At 41.4% G+C, this 17,604-nt stretch carries 12 protein-coding genes; 4 read left to right on the top strand and 8 right to left on the bottom strand.

Annotated features, from left to right (window positions below; genetic code table 11):
- Window positions 1–9: 9 nt before the first annotated feature.
- Window positions 10–708, bottom strand: coding sequence for an NAD-dependent deacylase (locus P2G54_RS10450; RefSeq protein WP_275870864.1), 699 nt, complete (start codon window positions 706–708; stop codon window positions 10–12).
- A 90-nt stretch (window positions 709–798) separates the two neighbouring features.
- Window positions 799–3,126: a type I DNA topoisomerase gene (gene topA / locus P2G54_RS10445; protein ID WP_275870862.1), complete on the bottom strand. Its 2,328-nt coding sequence runs from the start codon at window positions 3,124–3,126 to the stop codon at window positions 799–801.
- 155 nt (window positions 3,127–3,281) lie between these two features.
- Between topA and P2G54_RS10440 the strand changes: the two genes are divergently transcribed.
- Window positions 3,282–3,749, top strand: a complete 468-nt coding sequence (locus tag P2G54_RS10440; RefSeq protein ID WP_275870860.1) for a histidine phosphatase family protein — start codon at window positions 3,282–3,284, stop codon at window positions 3,747–3,749.
- Between the two features lie 40 nt (window positions 3,750–3,789).
- Here the strand turns inward: P2G54_RS10440 and P2G54_RS10435 are convergent, their stop codons facing one another.
- Window positions 3,790–6,330 carry a M14 metallopeptidase family protein gene (locus tag P2G54_RS10435; protein ID WP_275870859.1) on the bottom strand — a complete coding sequence of 847 codons (2,541 nt, stop codon included), beginning with the start codon at window positions 6,328–6,330 and terminating at the stop codon, window positions 3,790–3,792.
- Window positions 6,331–6,461: 131 nt separating this feature from the next.
- On the opposite strand from P2G54_RS10435, the gene P2G54_RS10430 reads away from it, so the two are divergent.
- The 3 genes from P2G54_RS10430 to P2G54_RS10420 all read left to right on the top strand — a co-directional run bounded on the left by P2G54_RS10430 (window position 6,462) and on the right by P2G54_RS10420 (window position 10,031).
- Entirely contained in the window at window positions 6,462–7,229 is a 768-nt protein-coding gene (locus P2G54_RS10430; RefSeq protein WP_275870858.1) for a DUF1080 domain-containing protein, read from the top strand.
- A gap of 106 nt (window positions 7,230–7,335) precedes the next feature.
- A complete protein-coding gene (locus P2G54_RS10425) occupies window positions 7,336–8,676 on the top strand; it encodes a Gfo/Idh/MocA family oxidoreductase (RefSeq protein WP_275870856.1) in 1,341 nt (446 codons plus the stop codon).
- Window positions 8,677–8,696: 20 nt separating this feature from the next.
- Entirely contained in the window at window positions 8,697–10,031 is a 1,335-nt protein-coding gene (locus P2G54_RS10420; RefSeq protein ID WP_275870854.1) for a M14 family metallopeptidase, read from the top strand.
- A gap of 114 nt (window positions 10,032–10,145) precedes the next feature.
- Here P2G54_RS10420 and P2G54_RS10415 read toward each other — a convergent pair whose 3' ends face one another.
- From P2G54_RS10415 to P2G54_RS10395, 5 genes are all read right to left on the bottom strand, one after another.
- A complete protein-coding gene (locus P2G54_RS10415; RefSeq protein WP_275870853.1) occupies window positions 10,146–10,874 on the bottom strand; it encodes a hypothetical protein in 729 nt (242 codons plus the stop codon).
- 433 nt (window positions 10,875–11,307) lie between these two features.
- Entirely contained in the window at window positions 11,308–12,723 is a 1,416-nt protein-coding gene (locus P2G54_RS10410; protein WP_275870851.1) for a glycoside hydrolase family 30 beta sandwich domain-containing protein, read from the bottom strand.
- 76 nt (window positions 12,724–12,799) lie between these two features.
- The gene (locus P2G54_RS10405; RefSeq protein WP_275870850.1) at window positions 12,800–15,070 is read right to left on the bottom strand and encodes a TonB-dependent receptor; all 2,271 of its coding nucleotides are present in this window, start codon (window positions 15,068–15,070) and stop codon (window positions 12,800–12,802) included.
- 79 nt (window positions 15,071–15,149) lie between these two features.
- On the bottom strand, window positions 15,150–15,524 hold the full coding sequence (locus P2G54_RS10400) for a hypothetical protein (RefSeq protein WP_275870848.1): 375 nt from the start codon (window positions 15,522–15,524) through the stop codon (window positions 15,150–15,152).
- A gap of 86 nt (window positions 15,525–15,610) precedes the next feature.
- Window positions 15,611–17,419, bottom strand: coding sequence for a hypothetical protein (locus P2G54_RS10395; RefSeq protein WP_275870847.1), 1,809 nt, complete (start codon window positions 17,417–17,419; stop codon window positions 15,611–15,613).
- Between the last annotated feature and the right edge of the window lie 185 nt (window positions 17,420–17,604).

Here is a 17,604-nt window from a genome sequence, read left to right as displayed (position 1 = left end):
AAATTAAAATTAAATTTCATCAATTAGTGATCTTTCAATAATTCTCATTCCTACAGTCGCTTTTTCCTGAATGAAATTGACTTTTTTCGGAAGGTGCCCGGTTGGTGATTGGGGGTCAATTAAAATCAATCTTGCATTTTTCGGGGCATAATGCATCAATCCTGCAGCTGGATAAACCTGAAGAGAGGTGCCAATAACAAGAAATATGTCCGCTTCCCGTGTGATTTCTATAGCCTCCTCCATTTTAGGAACCTCCTCCCCAAACCAAACGATATGGGGTCTGAGCTGGCTTCCTTTTTCGCATAGATCGCCTTCCTTGATTTCCCAGTGATCAAGCTCATAAACAAGTTTAGGATCAAGTGTGCTTTGGGCTTTATTTAGTTCTCCATGAAGATGAATGACTTTGCTTGATCCTGCTTTTTCATGAAGATCATCCACATTTTGAGTGATGACCGTAATATCGAAGGAAGATTCCAACCTTGCCAAAATCAAATGGGCTTGGTTGGGCTGACATTCCCGAGCCTGTTTTCTTCTTTGATTGTAAAATTCCAATACTAGGGAACGGTTGGCCTCCCATCCTTGGGGAGATGCCACTTGCATTACATTATGTCCCTCCCATAAACCACCGCTATCCCTAAAAGTCTTGATTCCGCTTTCAGCAGAAATTCCAGCCCCAGTAAGTACTACAAGTTTTTTAGGTTTGTTCATAAAAAGAATGAGCAGATATGTAAAAGTGGAAGTTATCAATATCGGAATTTGGACATAAAAAAACCGGCAGCTACCGGTTTTTTTATGTCCTTATTTCTTTTTAGCGAACCTTCCTTTTTTCTTTGGTTCGGGTTGGTTCTCTATAATTTCTATGGTTTCGGAATAGGTTAGCTTTTCAGCTTCTTTGTCCTTCGGGATTTTGAAATTGTTCTTTCCAAACTTGATGTAAGGTCCCCACCGACCATTGAGTATTTGGATTTCAGGATTTTCATCGAAGGTTTTGATGTGTTTTTTCGCATCTGCTTCCCTTTTCTCCTTAATGACTTCAACTGCTTCCTCTTCAGTAATGCTCAGAGGATCCTGTTCTTTTTTCAAGGAATAAAACGAGCCGTCATGTCGAATGTAAGGGCCGAACCTGCCTATGGCTGCTACCATTTTTTTGTCCTCAAACATTCCAACATCCCTTGGCAGTTTGAAAAGCTCTAATGCATCTTCCAGACTGATATTCTCTATAAACTGCCCTTTTTTGAGACTGGCAAATTGCTTGTCCTCATCCTCGTTGTCCCCGATTTGAACCAATGGGCCAAACCTACCCAATCGGGCAGTGATTGGTTTTCCGTTTTCAGGGTGATTGCCAAGAAAACGACTGGAATTCACATCCTGTCGGGATACTTGCTCGGTTTCTTCTACGCTGTGGTGGAATTTTCCATAGAAGCCCTCAATCATATCATGCCAGTCCTGTCCGCCAGAAGCGATGTCGTCAAATTCTTTTTCCACTCTGGCGGTGAAACTGAAATCAATGACATTTGGAAAGTGCTCAACCAAAAAATCGTTCACGACCATTGCCATATTGGTGGGAAACAGTTTCTGTTTCTCCGCCCCCGTGATTTCAGTTTTTGTGTTTTCACTGAAGTTTCCTCCAGAGATGACCATTTCTGTGTAATTTCTTGGTGTTCCATCTCTCGATTCCTTTATCACATAATCCCTTTTTTGGATGGTGGAAATAGTAGGAGCATAGGTGGAAGGACGGCCAATTCCCAATTCTTCCAATTTTTTCACCAGAGAGGCTTCTGTATAGCGAGGAGCAGGTCTGCTGAAAGTTTCCTTACCCTTCATTTCAAGTAAGTGAAGGCCCTGTCCGATTTTCAATGGTGGAAGCAGTGACTTTCCTCCGTTTCCGTTTTCATCCTCCTCATGTTCCTCATCGGTACTTTCGAGATAGACTTTTAAAAACCCATCAAATTTGATGATTTCACCATGAGCATTCAGGTGTAAGTCTGAATTGGAGATGTGGACAGTGACATTTGTTTTTTCGAGTTGAGCATCTGCCATTTGGGAGGCAATAGCTCTTTTCCAGATCAATTCATACAGCCTTTGCTCGTTTCGGTCTCCTGAAACATGTGCTTTAGAAAAATCCGTAGGTCGGATAGCTTCGTGTGCCTCCTGCGCTCCTTCGGATTTGGTGGTGTATTTTCTGGATTGGTGGTATTCATTCCCATACGCTTCATGAATGGCGTTTTTAGCAGAATTCATTGCTTCCTCTGATAGATTCACCGAGTCAGTTCTCATATAGGTGATTTTACCCGCCTCATAGAGTTTTTGTGCTACCGACATAGTTTGGGCAACAGAGAAGTAAAGTTTCCGGCTAGCTTCTTGCTGAAGGGTTGAGGTGGTAAAAGGAGGGGCAGGCGATTTTTTTGCAGGTTTGGTTTCGAGATTTCCAACTGAAAAATCTGCACCAATGCATGCCTTAAGAAAGTTCTCTGCCTCTTCTTTCGTTTCGAATTTTTTAGGGAGCTCTGCTTGGAAGGTTTTTCCATCCACTTCAAACTGAGCAGTGATCCGGAAGGAGGATTTTGCCTTGTGCGCTTCAATTTCACGTTCCCGCTCTACGATCAAGCGAACAGCTACCGACTGTACCCGTCCTGCAGAAAGTCCAGTTTTGATTTTTTTCCATAGGACCGGAGAAAGTTCAAAGCCTACCAATCTGTCCAAAATTCTCCTGGCTTGCTGGGCATTGACTAAATCATAATCAATTCCTCTTGGGTTTTGGATAGCCTTTTGAATTGCATTTTTGGTGATTTCCCTAAAAACAATCCGTTTGGTATTCTCATCTTTCAATTTTAAAACCTCTTTTAGATGCCAGGAAATGGCTTCCCCTTCCCGGTCATCGTCACTTGCCAGATAGATGGTGTCTGCATCCTTGGCTAAGCTTTTGAGATTTTTAATGACTTCTTTTTTATCCGGAGTTACTTCGTAGGTGGGATTAAACCTGTTATTGATATCGATGGCTTTATCGCCTTTTGGCAGGTCACGTACATGTCCGTAACTGGAGGCCACTTTGAAATCCTTGCCCAAATACCCTTCTATGGTTTTGGCTTTGGCAGGTGACTCGACGATAACAAGATTTTTAGACATAAAAAGCGTTGGTTGAATTGCAGGAGGCTTGGTTTGAGATTCTAAAAATAGAGGGCATTGTTGTACCCTCCAAATATTTAAAAGTTGCAGAGGGATTTATTGGAAAGGTTTTTGATCATTTGAAGGCAATTTTTACAGGAATTAAATAAAAGAAAATGAAGAAATTATTTCTTCTCAGGCATGGAGAGGCAGGATTTACCAAAGGAAAAGATATCCAGCGGCAACTTACAGAAAATGGGATTCACAGACTGGAAAACCTTGGTTCAACCTTGAAAAGCAGGGGTTTTGAAGTTGATTTTATGTATTGTTCCCCTGCCCAGAGAACTAGGGAGACTGCCCAAGTACTCAAAAAATACATTCCTGTACAAGAAGAAGTGATTATCGAATCCATTTATGATGGGGACTTGGGAGATCTTTTTGAATTATTGGAAAATACTTCGGACTCAATTCAAAACTGTTTGATTGTAGGCCACAACCCCATCATCAGTCTTTTGTTATCCCGCCTTACCGAGGAAGAGTATTTTACCCTTTCCCCCGGAAGTTTTTGTGTGATTGAATTTCCTTTTGAATCCTGGAAAATGATAGGCGTAAATACCGGAATACTTCAGGAGATCTTTACATAAAAAAGCCGCAGAAAAATTCCTGCGGCTCGTCTATACTTTATTAATTCATCCTGCTGCCATGGAAAATGGCGTTAAGGAAAAGTTTGTTGGTTCCAAACCAAGTCCCTCTGAAATTAGGGCTTTCAAAGAAATGAATGACTCTTCCACTTCCAGCGGAAGAAATTATAACTCCGGCACTTTGCTTGAGCTTTTCCAGATTGGCTTTTGAAATATATCCCCCCAAATGCGGGTTATCGGCATACTTTATAGGAGTAAGGTACTTGTCTTTACTTGGCTGAATGAAAATATTCGTGTTTCTGTATACAGGAAGGGTCTTTCTATGATATCCATAGGCGATAGGGTGGGTTAGATCCAACTCAGCCATATATATAGATCCTCCAACTTCTTTTGCTCCTTCGAAACTGCTTCTATCCTCGAACGGAAGACTTGAAGGTTCAGGACTATCAGCGTTTTCTACAGGACTTTCCTTCGTGATTCCTTTTTGGTTTAACCAGAGACTGGCATTTTTCATGGAAATGATGGTTCCTCCCCGATTTACCCAATCTTTCAAATGATTAACAGAAGACTCAGAAAGCGAATTGTAATTTCCGGAAGGCAAAATCAGTGTGTTGTAATCGTATAGATTCACTCTGGAGAACATATCGGAGTTTACTTTGGTGATAGGCATTCCCAGTTTGGTGTCCAGCAAATGCCAGATTTCACCAGCTTCATAGGAATTGATACCGGGTCCGACCATTAGCAAAACCTTGGGTTTTTCCACGGCTCCCACCAAATTGGAACCTAAGTCGATTCCTGAGAGATTTAGCCCAGTCTTGACTGCATATACTTTTTGGTGATTGTTGTTAGCTAGCTTTTTCAAAGTTGAGCTAACTTCATCCGCAGTAAGTTTTTGAAAACCCATTGGTATCATCAAGGTTCCTCTTGGGAAATCCACTTTTCCATCCTGGGTTTCTGATGAGAATGGACGATTTACCACTTCGACGTGGATTCCAGCTTCCTGCATTTCAAACAGCATTTTCGGAGCGAAATAATCTGACCAGTCGATCAGGTAAGCATAGGCTGAACCAGATGGGAATTCATAAGTTGGAACAAGAGACTCTTTTACCTCTGTTCCAGCCTTTGCGTTTGGTGCTGCAGAAAACGGCATCCCATAGGCTGCAGCCATTGTCCATGCTGATGCATCATAAAATACGGAATCCGCAAATTCTTTGACGTATTCAAACATGGTTCTGACCATTCGGTATTGTGTCTGATTGGTAGGTACGATCCAGGATTTTCCTTTCTTAAAGGATTGCCCTCCCACATTCAGATCATTGTTGTTTTCATAAACTTTGATCTTATGGTCTCTTAAATACTGAACAAAAAGATGGTTTCTATTGGGGTCGAATTCATCCCCAAAGACATAATTTTTTGCAGGGTCTTTGGCTCCTTCTGCTACTGCACTTTCGAAAAACTCCCTTAGATAATCATGCATGTACACGCGATTGTCCAAGGCAGCCTCCATGGTAGCAAGTGAACTTCTTACATGGTTTCTGACTGTAAATGCAAAACTGATATCACCTCTTTGGCTTGCCTGCAAATGTCCCCGGCTACTGGCTTGTTCGAAGACTAAACCCAAGCCGCCATGAATATCCGGATAGGTGCTTCCATAGCCTGGATAACTGTTGTCAAAAACTTCCTTGGACCAATAAAGGCTTCCGATTTCGTCCAGGTATTTGGAGAAATACTTTGCAAAACGGGAGTTGATGTCATCATAGTTTTTTCTTGGAACCACCGGATTTTCACTTCCATAAGGTTTGGTAGGTTCAAAAAAGTAGGTGCTGTTTGTGCCCATTTCATGAAAATCTGTAGTGACATTTGGGTACCATTGATGATACCAAGCCACTTTTGCCTGAGATTCTGGTTGTGCCATTGGAAGCCAGTCTCGGTTCAGGTCAAACCAATAATGGTTGGTTCTACCCCCTGGCCAAGCCTCATTATGTTCTCTGTCCAAAGGGTCGGCAACAGGAGGGAAGCCTTTGTTGGAATTTGCCCAGAGGCTATGTCTGTCCCTTCCATCTGGGTTTAAAGTTGGATCAAAATGTACAACAGCATTTGCTCTTAGGTTTTTTGCCAAGTCAGACTGAGAAGCTAGCAGCCAATATGCAGTTAACATAGCAGCCTCTGCGGAGGATGGTTCGTTCCCGTGAACACCATATCCCTGGTGAATAATGGCAGGCATTTGACTCACATCAGGTTTTGGCTGTGTTGGATCCGCGAGTTGAACTTGTTTATTTCTGATTTCCTCAAGGTTCTCCATATTTTCAGCGGAGGCAATGGTCAAGATAACCTTGGGTCTATGCTCATGGGTATAGCCTATCACCTGAAGCTTTGCTAAATCGCTTATGGCATCCAGTTTTTCATAATATTTTATGATTAGATCATAGCGGGTATGCCAATCCCCAACAGGGTATCCCAGAAATTCTTCAGGGGAGGGGATGGTGGAGTCGAAGCTTTCTCCAGGAAAGTAGTAGTTACTCTGTGCCTGAGCTTCTATGACTACAAACAAGAGTGAAAATAGGGCGATAAATAGTCTTTTCATGAGGTTCAATTTCCTGAAATTTAGGAAAGGAAATTCGGCTCACAATCAAAAATCCATCAATGGTTTTTTGATTGAGGACAATTGGTCTTAATTTATTGCTTTAAAGTTCTTATCCCTAAATAATCTATGGTATGAAAAACAAATCGATTTTCTTTTTATCTCTCTTTATGGGCTTGGCCATAAGTCCTTTAGCAAAGGCCCAAGAACAGACGCCTCCTCCGATTCCTCCTCAGGCAACGGAATTTTATACCCCTATCCCGCCAAAAATCACCCCAGGCGCACAAAATAATTTGCCTCCCTCAGATGCGATTGTCCTATTCGACGGAACTAGCCTAAATAATTTTGTTTCTGCAAAGGATGGTTCAAGTCCAGCAGAATGGAAAATAGAAAATGGGGAATTGGTAGTAGTTAGAGGCAAAGGAGATATCCAGTCCAAACTTCCTTTTGGAGATGCTCAGTATCATTTGGAATGGTCAGCACCTACCGAAATCGTAGGAGAAGGACAAGGGCGTGGTAACTCCGGTTTCTTCCTAATGGGTTTGTATGAGGTTCAGGTTTTGGACAGCTACGAAAGTAAAACATACACCAATGGGCAGGCAGGAAGTATCTACAAGCAATTTCCTCCCTTGGTAAATCCGCTGAGAGCTCCTGGAGAATGGAATTATTACGATATCATTTTCAAGGCTCCAAGATTTGACAAAAACGGAGTTTTGACTTCTCCTGCGACTGTAACCGTTTTGATCAATGGTGTCCTAGTTCAAAATCATGTGATTTTGAGAGGTCCAACGGAATATATTGGAATTCCTAATTATAAAGCTCATCCTGAAGAATTGCCTATTAAACTTCAGGATCACGGAAACCCGGTTCGATTTAGAAATATCTGGGTAAGACCACTTTGATCAGAAGGCAGTGATCAGTTTGCAGTTGGCCAAAATCTCCCAATTGCAAACTGCCCACTGGATTTTTTTCTTTTAACCCTTAACAATCAACCCAATAACAAACATCATGTCCTCTAGAAGAAGATTTATTCAAAATACCATGCTGATTGGGGCTGGACTTAGTATGCCCCAAATATTGACAGCTGCAGACTTTGGCGCTTTTACCCGAAAAATCAAACCCTCTGACCAGATCAATTATGGCCTGATTGGCTGTAAAGGAATGGGCTGGTCCAATATGAATGCCCATCTGAAAATCCCGAATGTAAACTGTGTGGCTTTGGCAGATATAGATCAGTCTGTCTTAGATCAGCGGACAGAAGACGTATTCAAATTGCGTGGGACCCGACCTAGGCAATACAAGGATTACAGAAAGCTTCTTGAAGATCCTAATATTGATGTGGTGATTATTGGGACACCGGATCATTGGCATTGCCTGAATATGGTGGACGCAGTGTCGGCCGGCAAGCATGTCTATGTAGAAAAACCTATAGCCAATACCATTGAGGAATGCCAAATCATGGTCAAGGCTCAGGAGCGTTATGGCAAAGTAGTACAGGTCGGCCAGTGGCAGCGTTCCGGTTCTCAGTATGCAGAGGCAATCGACTACGTAAAGTCTGGAAAGTTGGGACAGATCAGGCTGGTGAAATGCTGGGCTTATCAGGGTTGGATGAAACCAGTTCCTGTGTTACCAGATGGCCCTGCTCCTGCTGGAGTAGATTATGACATGTGGTTGGGACCAGCACCCAAGCGCCCCTTCAATGCAAACCGTTTCCATTTTAATTTCCGTTGGTTCTGGGATTATGCAGGAGGCTTGATGACGGACTGGGGAGTTCATGAAATTGATATTGCCTTGTATGCAATGGGGGTGAGTGCTCCGAAATCTGTAATGGCTTCAGGAGGCAAATTTGCCTATCCTGATGATGCATCTGAGACGCCTGATACCCTACAGACCGTATACGAATACGATGGGTTCAATATGCTTTGGGAACATGCCACGGGCATTGACGGAGGAAATTATGGAACGACTGAAGGAATTGCCTTTATCGGAAACAACGCAACTCTGGTAGTAAATAGAGGAGGATGGAAGGTGATTCCGGAAACTGAAAACCAAGATGGTAAGCGAGTTCCTAAAGTGGAGGAAGTTCCTCATATCTCTGGAAAAGGAAATGCTTTGGATCATCACGCCAACAATTTTGTGGAAGCTGTCATGGCAAATGACCATTCCAAATTGAATTGTGCTATCCAAACGGGATCCATTGCTGCAATCAATGCCCAAATGGGAAATATTGCCTATAAAACCGGAAAGAAAGTGTACTGGGATGCAGAGAAAAACATGTTTACTGACTCCGAAGCTAATCAGCTGATGAAAGCACATTACCATAATGGATGGCAGGTGCCTAAGGTCTAAGACTAAAAAAAAATTCTTTTATGAAAATCTGCCCTCTGGAAATTTCTAGAGGGCTTTTTCTAACCATTAAACGAACTGTTCAAATGTTCAATAACTCCAAATTTCTGTTATTTCTATTGCTTGGAATTTCATTAATCGGCTGTAAGTCTTCCCAACAGTGGGAAGGACAAGGCCCTATTCAAATTGTTCCGACCGAGAGTAAACCTATATATATTCAAGCAAAGAAAACATTTGATGTTGGCTCAGGAATCTATTTGTCCAATGAATTTGAGGGGGCGCGATTGAATGATGCAATTTTGGTGAATGATACTTTGATTCAGGTTTTTATCAGTCCTGAAAATGAACCCATCAACCCTAGTCCATGGTATGCTTTTAAGATCTGGTCAGGCGAGGAAAAAGCAATCCGCTTAAAATTCACCTATTCCGAAAATGGATTCCATCGCTATTATCCTAAAATCAGTAAGGATGGGCAGACTTTTTCAAACTTCGATTCATCTTCCTATTTCCCCGATACCATTGAATTGCAAAATGGGGCGACTAGGGCCCAAAGTGCTGAAGTCAGGTTAAACATTAGTCCAGATACTTTATGGATTGCAGGTCAGGATTTGGTAGGGACCAAGCATGTGGATGTATGGAAGCAGGAATTACTTCGTCATTCTTTTGTTTCAAAAACCAAAATAGGGAAGAGCACCCAAGGCAGGGATTTGGAAGTTTTGAAAATTGGTGAATCTGATGACAGCCGAATGGTCATGGCAATTTCAATGCAACATCCACCGGAAATACCTGGTTTTCTTGCCTTAAAGGGATTCGTGGAAACCATTTGTGGAGATACGCGCCTCGCAAGGAAGTTTCGTGAAAAATACAATACCTATGTAATGCCCATGATGAACCCGGATGGGGTGGCCAATGGGCATTGGAGACATAATGCGGGAGGAATAGATACGAACCGGGATTGGGTCAATCTGAATCAGCCGGAAACAAAGGCCCTTACAGATTTTATGAAGAGAAAGGAAGCTGAATCCGGTGGTGAGTTTTTCTTTGCTGCGGATTTTCATGCCACTTGGGAGGATATATTTTATACCATGAATGAAGAACTGGAGGGGAATTCTCCGGGCTTGGTTCCAAAAATCATTAAGGCCTCATCCAGAAAAATCAAAGGTTATCATCCCAATATTCGGCCCGGAGAAGGGAATCAAAGAGGAGTGACTTCCAGTTCTTATTTCTTTTTTGAACATGGAGCTGAATCTATGACCTTCGAAGTAGGGGATAATACGCCAAGAGAACTGATTCGAAAAAAAGGTGAATTGACAGCTAAATTTCTAATGAAGTTTTTGCTTAAGAATAAATCTGCTTGATTTTCAGTAAAGAAAAAGTCCAGGAATTTCTACTAATTCCTGGACTTTTTAAAAAGAGTAGATTAAAAAGTGCCTTTACTTTTAATGTTTAAATCATGGACATCAGGACGGGAATTAATCCTTGTCCATTGATGCCATAATTTCTTCCGCCATTTTCCGAAGTTCTTCTTTAGAATAACGCTTCTTCACTGTTTTGCCTTGTTCTGTCTTTTCGGTTTCATCGGAATGCAACGACCCCGTAGAATTATTCTTTTGAGAAGTAGAAAATGAATACCCTGAGTTGGAATCCTGATCTTTAATTTCAAAATGCACTGTGGAGTCACAGCCTGATTCATCATAGACCTTGACGGTGTAGGTGCCGGGCTCAAGATTTTCAGCCTCTAATACATTTTTTAATCCGTTACTCCATTCAACTCTTACTGAATAATCATCAACATGCTTCAAATTGATCTTGGCGCTTCCATTGTCACCAGGATTTTGATTTGCATGCTTGATTTCCTCCATTTCTACAATTAGCGGCATAGGCGGCTGGACAACGAATCTTTCCTCAAGTTTATTTCCATCCATGTCTTCAATCAAAACCGTGTAAGTCCCGGAACTAAGGTTTTCGAGGATCTGGCCTGTAGGCTTGTTCTTTGAAGTAATTGTATAGGGGGGAATTCCTCCTCTTACATCCACAAAAGCGTATCCTTTGTCTTCCGAACTGCATAATTTCAGTTTCCCTGAAATACTCACAGTCATCATTGCTTTTGGTTCCTTTTCATCGTTCGGAGTGTTGGCAAAACTGATGTTTGACACACTCAAATACACGAATAAGACTCTAAAAATCCATTTTGCTTTCATAACGTTGCTGTTTTGCCTTATTTGAAAATCAATTTTTTGCCTTTTATATATTGTTTTATGAATAATAAATTTTGAAACATTATTTTATGTATTTCATATACAACAAAATGATATTTTTAAAATTTGTATTATTCGATTAATAATATTGATTAAAATTCTAAATCCAAATAATATTTCAATTTCTTTTTTACTTGTAAAAAGAGATAGTTCTTCAAACGCAAATACCTTGCTAAACTTTTTTCAGAATTATATAAGCTTCAAACAATTTGGTGGACAAAAAAAACAGCCCTATTAAAAGGGCTGCTTTATGAGTATAATATTTAGGGGCCGATATGGTTTGTTATTAAGTCATACTAGTTGTTCTAATAGATAGACTGTCTTAAAATAAATATTGAAGGATAGGCCAATAGGGCTGTTATTTTTATTAATTGTTTTACCAGACCCAGGTTCCTACTGCACCTGGATTCAGGCTAAAGGAATGATCTGAAATAAGAAAATCTTTTTTGTTCTCAGATTCATTCAGGGCAATCAGCACTTTTTTTCCATCAGGCCTAATAAAGGCTACATTCGGTAAACCTTCTATTTGACTAGTTTCTATTCTGAATGAACCCGGATCCACAAATTTGCTTGCATGTGCGATGATGTAGTAAGCAGGGTTTCTTACAACTTCATTTCCATCTATGCTAATTGCACCTAAGCATCGGTCACATCCTCCTTGGTCGGTGTGTGGGGTCAATGTAGGATTGGAGCTGAGATTCCATTCCAATACAGTTTTAGCCCAATTAAGAGAGGCTTTTATAATCAGGTTTTTGATATGCCAAGGAAGATCTCCGGACAAGTTTCCGGGAGCTCCGATCCATTGCTCTGTGAAATAAAGGTTTTTTTCAGGAAAAGCCTTATGTACTTCAGACAGGGCCTCGATTTGCCCGCCATATAGATGAAAAGCAGAGCCATCTATAAAAGGGTAGGCCAGAGAATCACTCAAAACAGAAATGGGATAGTCCGGGCGATCTGCATTGTGATCGTATACAATGATTTTGGTTTTGATCCCCTCCTCTAAAAATGCTGGCCCAAGATGTTTGCCGATAAATCGAGCCTGTTGATCTGGAAGCATGAGAAGGGAGGGATTGTTGCCTGGATGAAGTGGTTCATTTTGGATGGTCAAGGCTTCAATTTCAATTCCAAGTTTTCTCATTTCCTGGATATACTTAACTAGATATTGAGCATAGACCGGTTCAAACTCCTCAAGTAAAGAACCTCCTCTAGTGTCTTTATTGTCTTTCATCCAAGCGGGTGGGGACCAGGGGGAACCCATCAACTTGATTTTTGGATTAATGGCCAGAATCTCTTTTAATACCGGGATGACATCCAAAGTGTCTGGTCCTAAGGTAAACTGATTCAATTCCGGATCAATTGCCAAGGAATCTTCTAGATCATCATAGGAAAAAGGATATTCATTTAAGTCTGAAGATGCTACAGACAATCTGAGGTAGGAAATCCGGATGTCATTTTCTCCATTACCAAAAAGCTCCTGAAGGATGGTTGATCTGGCAGAGTCACTCATTCCAAGTAAATGTTGGGCACTTCCTTGGCTCAGGGTAAAGCCAAAACCATCCATACTCTGGAATTGTGTTGTTGCGTCCACTTCAATTTTAAGGTCTGGCACAGAACCTGTCATTGGTTCGATTGATTGTTTTTCAAAAAGAACCTGAGTAGAAGGGTCTGTTAAATAAAACAGAATTTCTGGTTCAGTATGGCTTTTACAGGAAAAAAGAAATAGGCCTATGATGATGGAAAGTGTCCAATCACTAACTGTGGAGATTGTCCGGAGGTGATATTTTTGCTTCATTCTTTAAAGCTAAAATCCTTTTGGGCAAAAAAAAACAGCTCCAAAAAGGAACTGTTTTTTTTAATTGAATAAAATCCTAGGGGAATTTAATGCTGACCATCAAAAAGACATTTCTCCCAGGTGAATAGAGCGGAATTTTATTGATGCCAATTGGGCGACTTAGGTGTTCATAAAAAGCCTGATCCAAAAGATTTTGTACGCCCCCTTTTACCTGTATTTGATTGGAGATGGCATAGCTTGCATCCCAGTCTAGAAGGGTAAACTCTGGAGTTTTTAGCTCAGAGAATGTCTCGGAAATTCGGTTTTGTGCCAAGACATGTCTTAGACTTAGGCGTGTTTGGAGTTTGTTTTGAATGAAATTTCCCTGAAGAGAGTACCTCAAATCCATTGGGGCGATTTCTGGTAAGGGAGCATTCAACTCAAGGTCCTTTGCATAGGTATAAGCCACATTTAGGTTTTGTGAAATATGCTCTGCCATTTGATGGCTGAAACTGAATTCAAAGCCTGTTTTAAATGCCTCTTCCAGATTGGTGAACTGTCTTACTCCGGGACTAGTGTTGATTCTTGGAGCCAAATCGGTTTTTTCTGCAGTGATATAATTGGTCAGGTAAGAACCGAATAAGGTAAGCCCCAAGGAAAACTTTTCCTTCTGCAGGCCAAATACCAAGTCCAATTCGTTATTGGTTTCCGGTTTTAGGTTGGGGTTTCCCAACATTTCATAAGGATCCAGCCCGATGGGAAGGAAATTGATATAGCGTTCGGCAAGACTTCCGCTTCTTTTGACGCTAGCAGCCCAAATTCCCAGAGATAAGGATTTTCCCAAATCTCTTTGAGCACCAATGCTAATGCCTGGATTGAGTTGTGTGGATTCAGTGTCCTCGGTAGTTGGAAGAAATTCATCTGCTGGATTTTTGGCGATTGCTTGGTTGATATCCAGTCTACCTGAAAAGCTTAATACATAGTTATTCGCGGGAAAAATGTAATTGGCAAATGCACCGGTTTTTCTGATTTGGGAGTTTTGCCAGATATTGTCCTTGAATATTTTCCCTGCCATCGGACCCATAAGGATTTCTCTTGTTCTAAATCCATCTGCTGTTTCGGTTTTTAAGTCCGCGCCGGCAAAGAGCCTAGCTTTGTCGAACTTCCATTCACCCTCGGTTCTGGCTCCCCAGTTTTCGGTGATTACCGGAACACTCGCGTTCATCATCCTCGGGTTGAGGTCCCTTGATAAATTGTCCATCAAGTGATCTACTCTGGTGAAATAGGCAGAAGTTTTCCAGCTACTAAGAGAGCCGGAAGAGAAAGTTCTGCTATGCCTTAAACTGCTCATCCAGGTATCATCACTTTGTAAATCCATTGCCAGACTGGCAAAATCTACGTCTCTGGCAAAATTTCTGTTTACAGATACTTGGAATAAATCTTTATCACTGGTTTTGAAATCCGCATATAGCCCAGCTGTTCCTCGCAAGAATTCTGAAGGAACAAAATTGCCGTTTCCATCTTTGTAGTCATTTCCTTTTGCAAAACTTCCCAGCATTCCCACATCATACTTACTGCCTTGAAATCCGATGCGAGCTTCATTTCTTGTGACCTTTCCGTTCTGTTCAAACATGGAGGAAATTCTTCCATAAATTCCGGATTCAGAACTGAATGCTGGATTTTCCTGGAGATAGTTTAATGTGCCGCCCAACCCAATTCCATAGCGCAATGCATGGGGTCCTTTTAGGATTTCCACTTTCTGAATTCGATTGAGAGCAACTTGGGAGGTAGGGGGGTCCATTCTGTTTGGGCAGGCGGCATTCGCACTTTGCAAACCATCAATGACCACATTTAGCTGATCATATTTATATCCCCGAAATACAGGGTCAAAAGCAAAACTTCCCCCTTTCCGGATGCCAGAAACCGAAGGGTCTAGTGAAAGTACTTCTCCTGCATCATGGTGAAGTCTTTCTTGTTCGCTGATTCCAATTGTTTGGTCTTTTTCCTGAGCAAGCTTTAAGGAGATGACTGAAACAGGTTGTAGTCCATAAATTGACTCCTTTCTATACACTTTTCCAATTTTGGAAGCCTGAAGGATTTCATCAGGGTTAAGACTCCAACTACCATAACTGATATGGGATAGGTAAAGTGATGTTTCAGCAACATATTCCAAGCTGATTTTTCCGTCCTGATCAGTAATTCCGTCCTTCGGCCCGTAATGATAGGTCAGTCCTATGATCGGATTTGCTGAATTGGAATCCAGAAACTGTAGAATGATTGTTTTTTGTGCTGATGCCTTCAAAGAGGCAAAAAGCATCAAGGCGAAAACCAAAACGGTTTTCGAAATGTACTTTTGTAATAAATTCATAATTGTGATTTCTGATTTTTCAAATGGACATACTTGTCCCTGGCTTTTGAGGTAAGCCTATAAAATTCACGTTGATCAATCAGATTCGAGGAGGATGAAAAAAATCAAAATCCCGAATGGGTAATTTAGGAAGGAAATGTGCTTCTGAATGTTTGCTATTGGAAGCGATGCCAGAGTTTTCGTTAAAATTTACGGACTCAGGGAGTGTGAAAATTAGATTCAACTCCTTTAGCACAATGGCTTTGGGGGATTCTTCTTTTTCTTTAGCCTCATTTAACCGCTTGCTCAATTCGCATTTCCCATCACATTGAAGTTCTGGTTTGTCCTGGTTAATACAGAAAAGTTCAGCAATTCTATCCCTTTGAAGGTAGAACTGCCCCTGAATGATAGAATAACTCATTCCATTCAATAGAACCAAAAGTGAGAAGGCTATATGTAACAGGCCTTTGTACATGGAACTGCGAATTTCCGGTATTTTAATTAAAGCAGGGGTGATTTTGGTCACCCAAAGCTAGGTCATTTTATGGGTGCCCGGTTATTTTATTGTTCGCTCAAAGTATACTCCTGAGTGTGAGGTGCTTGTAATCGTTCGGTTTCATTCAATAGATCGCTCAACTGTTTTTTCATTTTCTCCAATATTTCCTCGGAATCAAGTTGAACAGTTGCCACCAGGTCCTGGTAATACTTGAGCCCTTGATCCAGGTTTTTTCTGAATTTTTCAAGGTAGGAGCTTTGTTTGGGAGAGCTCTCTGGAAGGAGTTTTTGGAATTCCTTTTTCAGATAGTTAAGATAAAGTTCCGCTTCCTTAATGAATACATGTGGACGATCCAGTTCCAATTTGAGGTTTACTTTTCCATAAATATGATCCACCATTTCTTTCAGGCTAAACACTCCCTTGAAATAGGCCAAATTGGGCCCTGGGCAGATTGTGACAGCGGAAAGGTTTCTTCTTGGAATTTCTCCGTTTGCGAGAATTGCAGGAGCTCCAAGTCCCTCACAGAGACAATCTTTTTCTAAAGTTTCGTTAAGCTCTGTTGGACTGATCTCTCCCTTTTCAAAACTTTTCATCTTTAGGTTTTGGTACTGTCTGGAGGCCGTACAGATGGGCTTCTCTGTAAACTCGGTGCTGAAAGTCAGGAATTTTTTGTAACAAGGACTTCCTGGCCTGTTTTTCTGAATTCTTTGAATGCGTTGTTCCTCTCCGCTGCTATTTCTTAGGTTGTTGAAGGGAACTCCCAAGGGTGAAGCATGACTGAGGTAGAAGTCAGAGTTCTTGGCTTTTATGATCCGATCAATAGTGTCCCGATCTACCGACGTAGCTTCTGGAACCAACAAGAATGGGCTGCCCCAACCAGTACCGTCAAGTTCATAGTATTTTCTTAAAAAAGCATCTTCCCTTGCCGTACCTATTCCACCCTGATAGCTGATTTTAGTAGTTGGGGTTTCTGGAGAACTTATTCCTTTTTCAAGGAGTGCCTGCTGCCAGGTTTCTTTCAAAGTCTGAAAAAGGGATTGTCTGTTTATTTTGAATTCCTCCAGGATAGGTCCTGCCAGAAATCCATCTGTGGCGAAGGCATGACCCCCACAGTTGAGTCCGGATTCAATCCGGAATTCCGAAATCCAGAGTCCTTTTTTTGCCATGAATTTCCCCTGAATCAAAGCTGAGCGGTAATCACTTACCTTGAGGATGATTCCTTTGCGGATGATTCCTGATTCATCTGGGAAAAAGTCCTTGAATTGCTCGGCATAACTAAACAAGGCAGGATTCATGCCTGCGGAAAACACCACAGAGCCATTTAGTCGGCTATTGGCAAAACCTCGCAGGGCAGATAGGGCATCAGAAAATTCTCTGGGTAGTTCCTCACCCTTTTGATTTCGGTTGATCTTGTCCACCTTGGTCATGATATTGACATCCACAGAGCCAGCCACGATGCCATTTCGAATTTTTTCCATCAAGATGAGCTTGTCCTTGGCTTCAGCAGTTTCCCATTCGCTAAACAAGGTGGACAGCGAGTTTTCCTGTGGTAGAAGTTCAAGATATTGTTTGATATTTTCAGGCTTTTCTTCTTCTCTTAAAGCTTGGATTTGTTGATCGATGATTTCTTGAAGGAAATTCAGATAGGCCGTGATTCTACGGGCCCGATAATCTTCTTCATTTTCTTCAATGGGATTAAAAGGAATTCCGAAGTTTTTGGAGTGGATCTTTCGCATGTCCTCCAAAAGTTGATCATCCATGATGGAAACAACACTGGAAATTCCAAAGCGGGCTACTTTAATTGGTGTGTCAACAGTGTATCCAAGTCCCATTACTGGAATATGGAAAGAGTGGGGTACTAAGGTGTTTTGCATAAATCGAAAGGAATTCCCCGAATGAGTACAGGGCTGAGATTCAAATTTCAGGGCACTGCAAAAATTTCCCTTTTCCTTTGGACTGCCCATGACAAAAGTCAGGGAATTCCAGAAATTTTTGATTTTTCATAGAAAATGGGCTTTATCAACCATAAAATTTTCGGGAAGTAGAAAAATGGAATAAA

This window comes from Algoriphagus sp. CAU 1675, assembly GCF_029222925.1.
In the GTDB taxonomy this organism is placed as follows: Bacteria; Bacteroidota; Bacteroidia; order Cytophagales; family Cyclobacteriaceae; genus Algoriphagus.
This window is presented reverse-complemented; position numbering and strand designations above follow the sequence as displayed.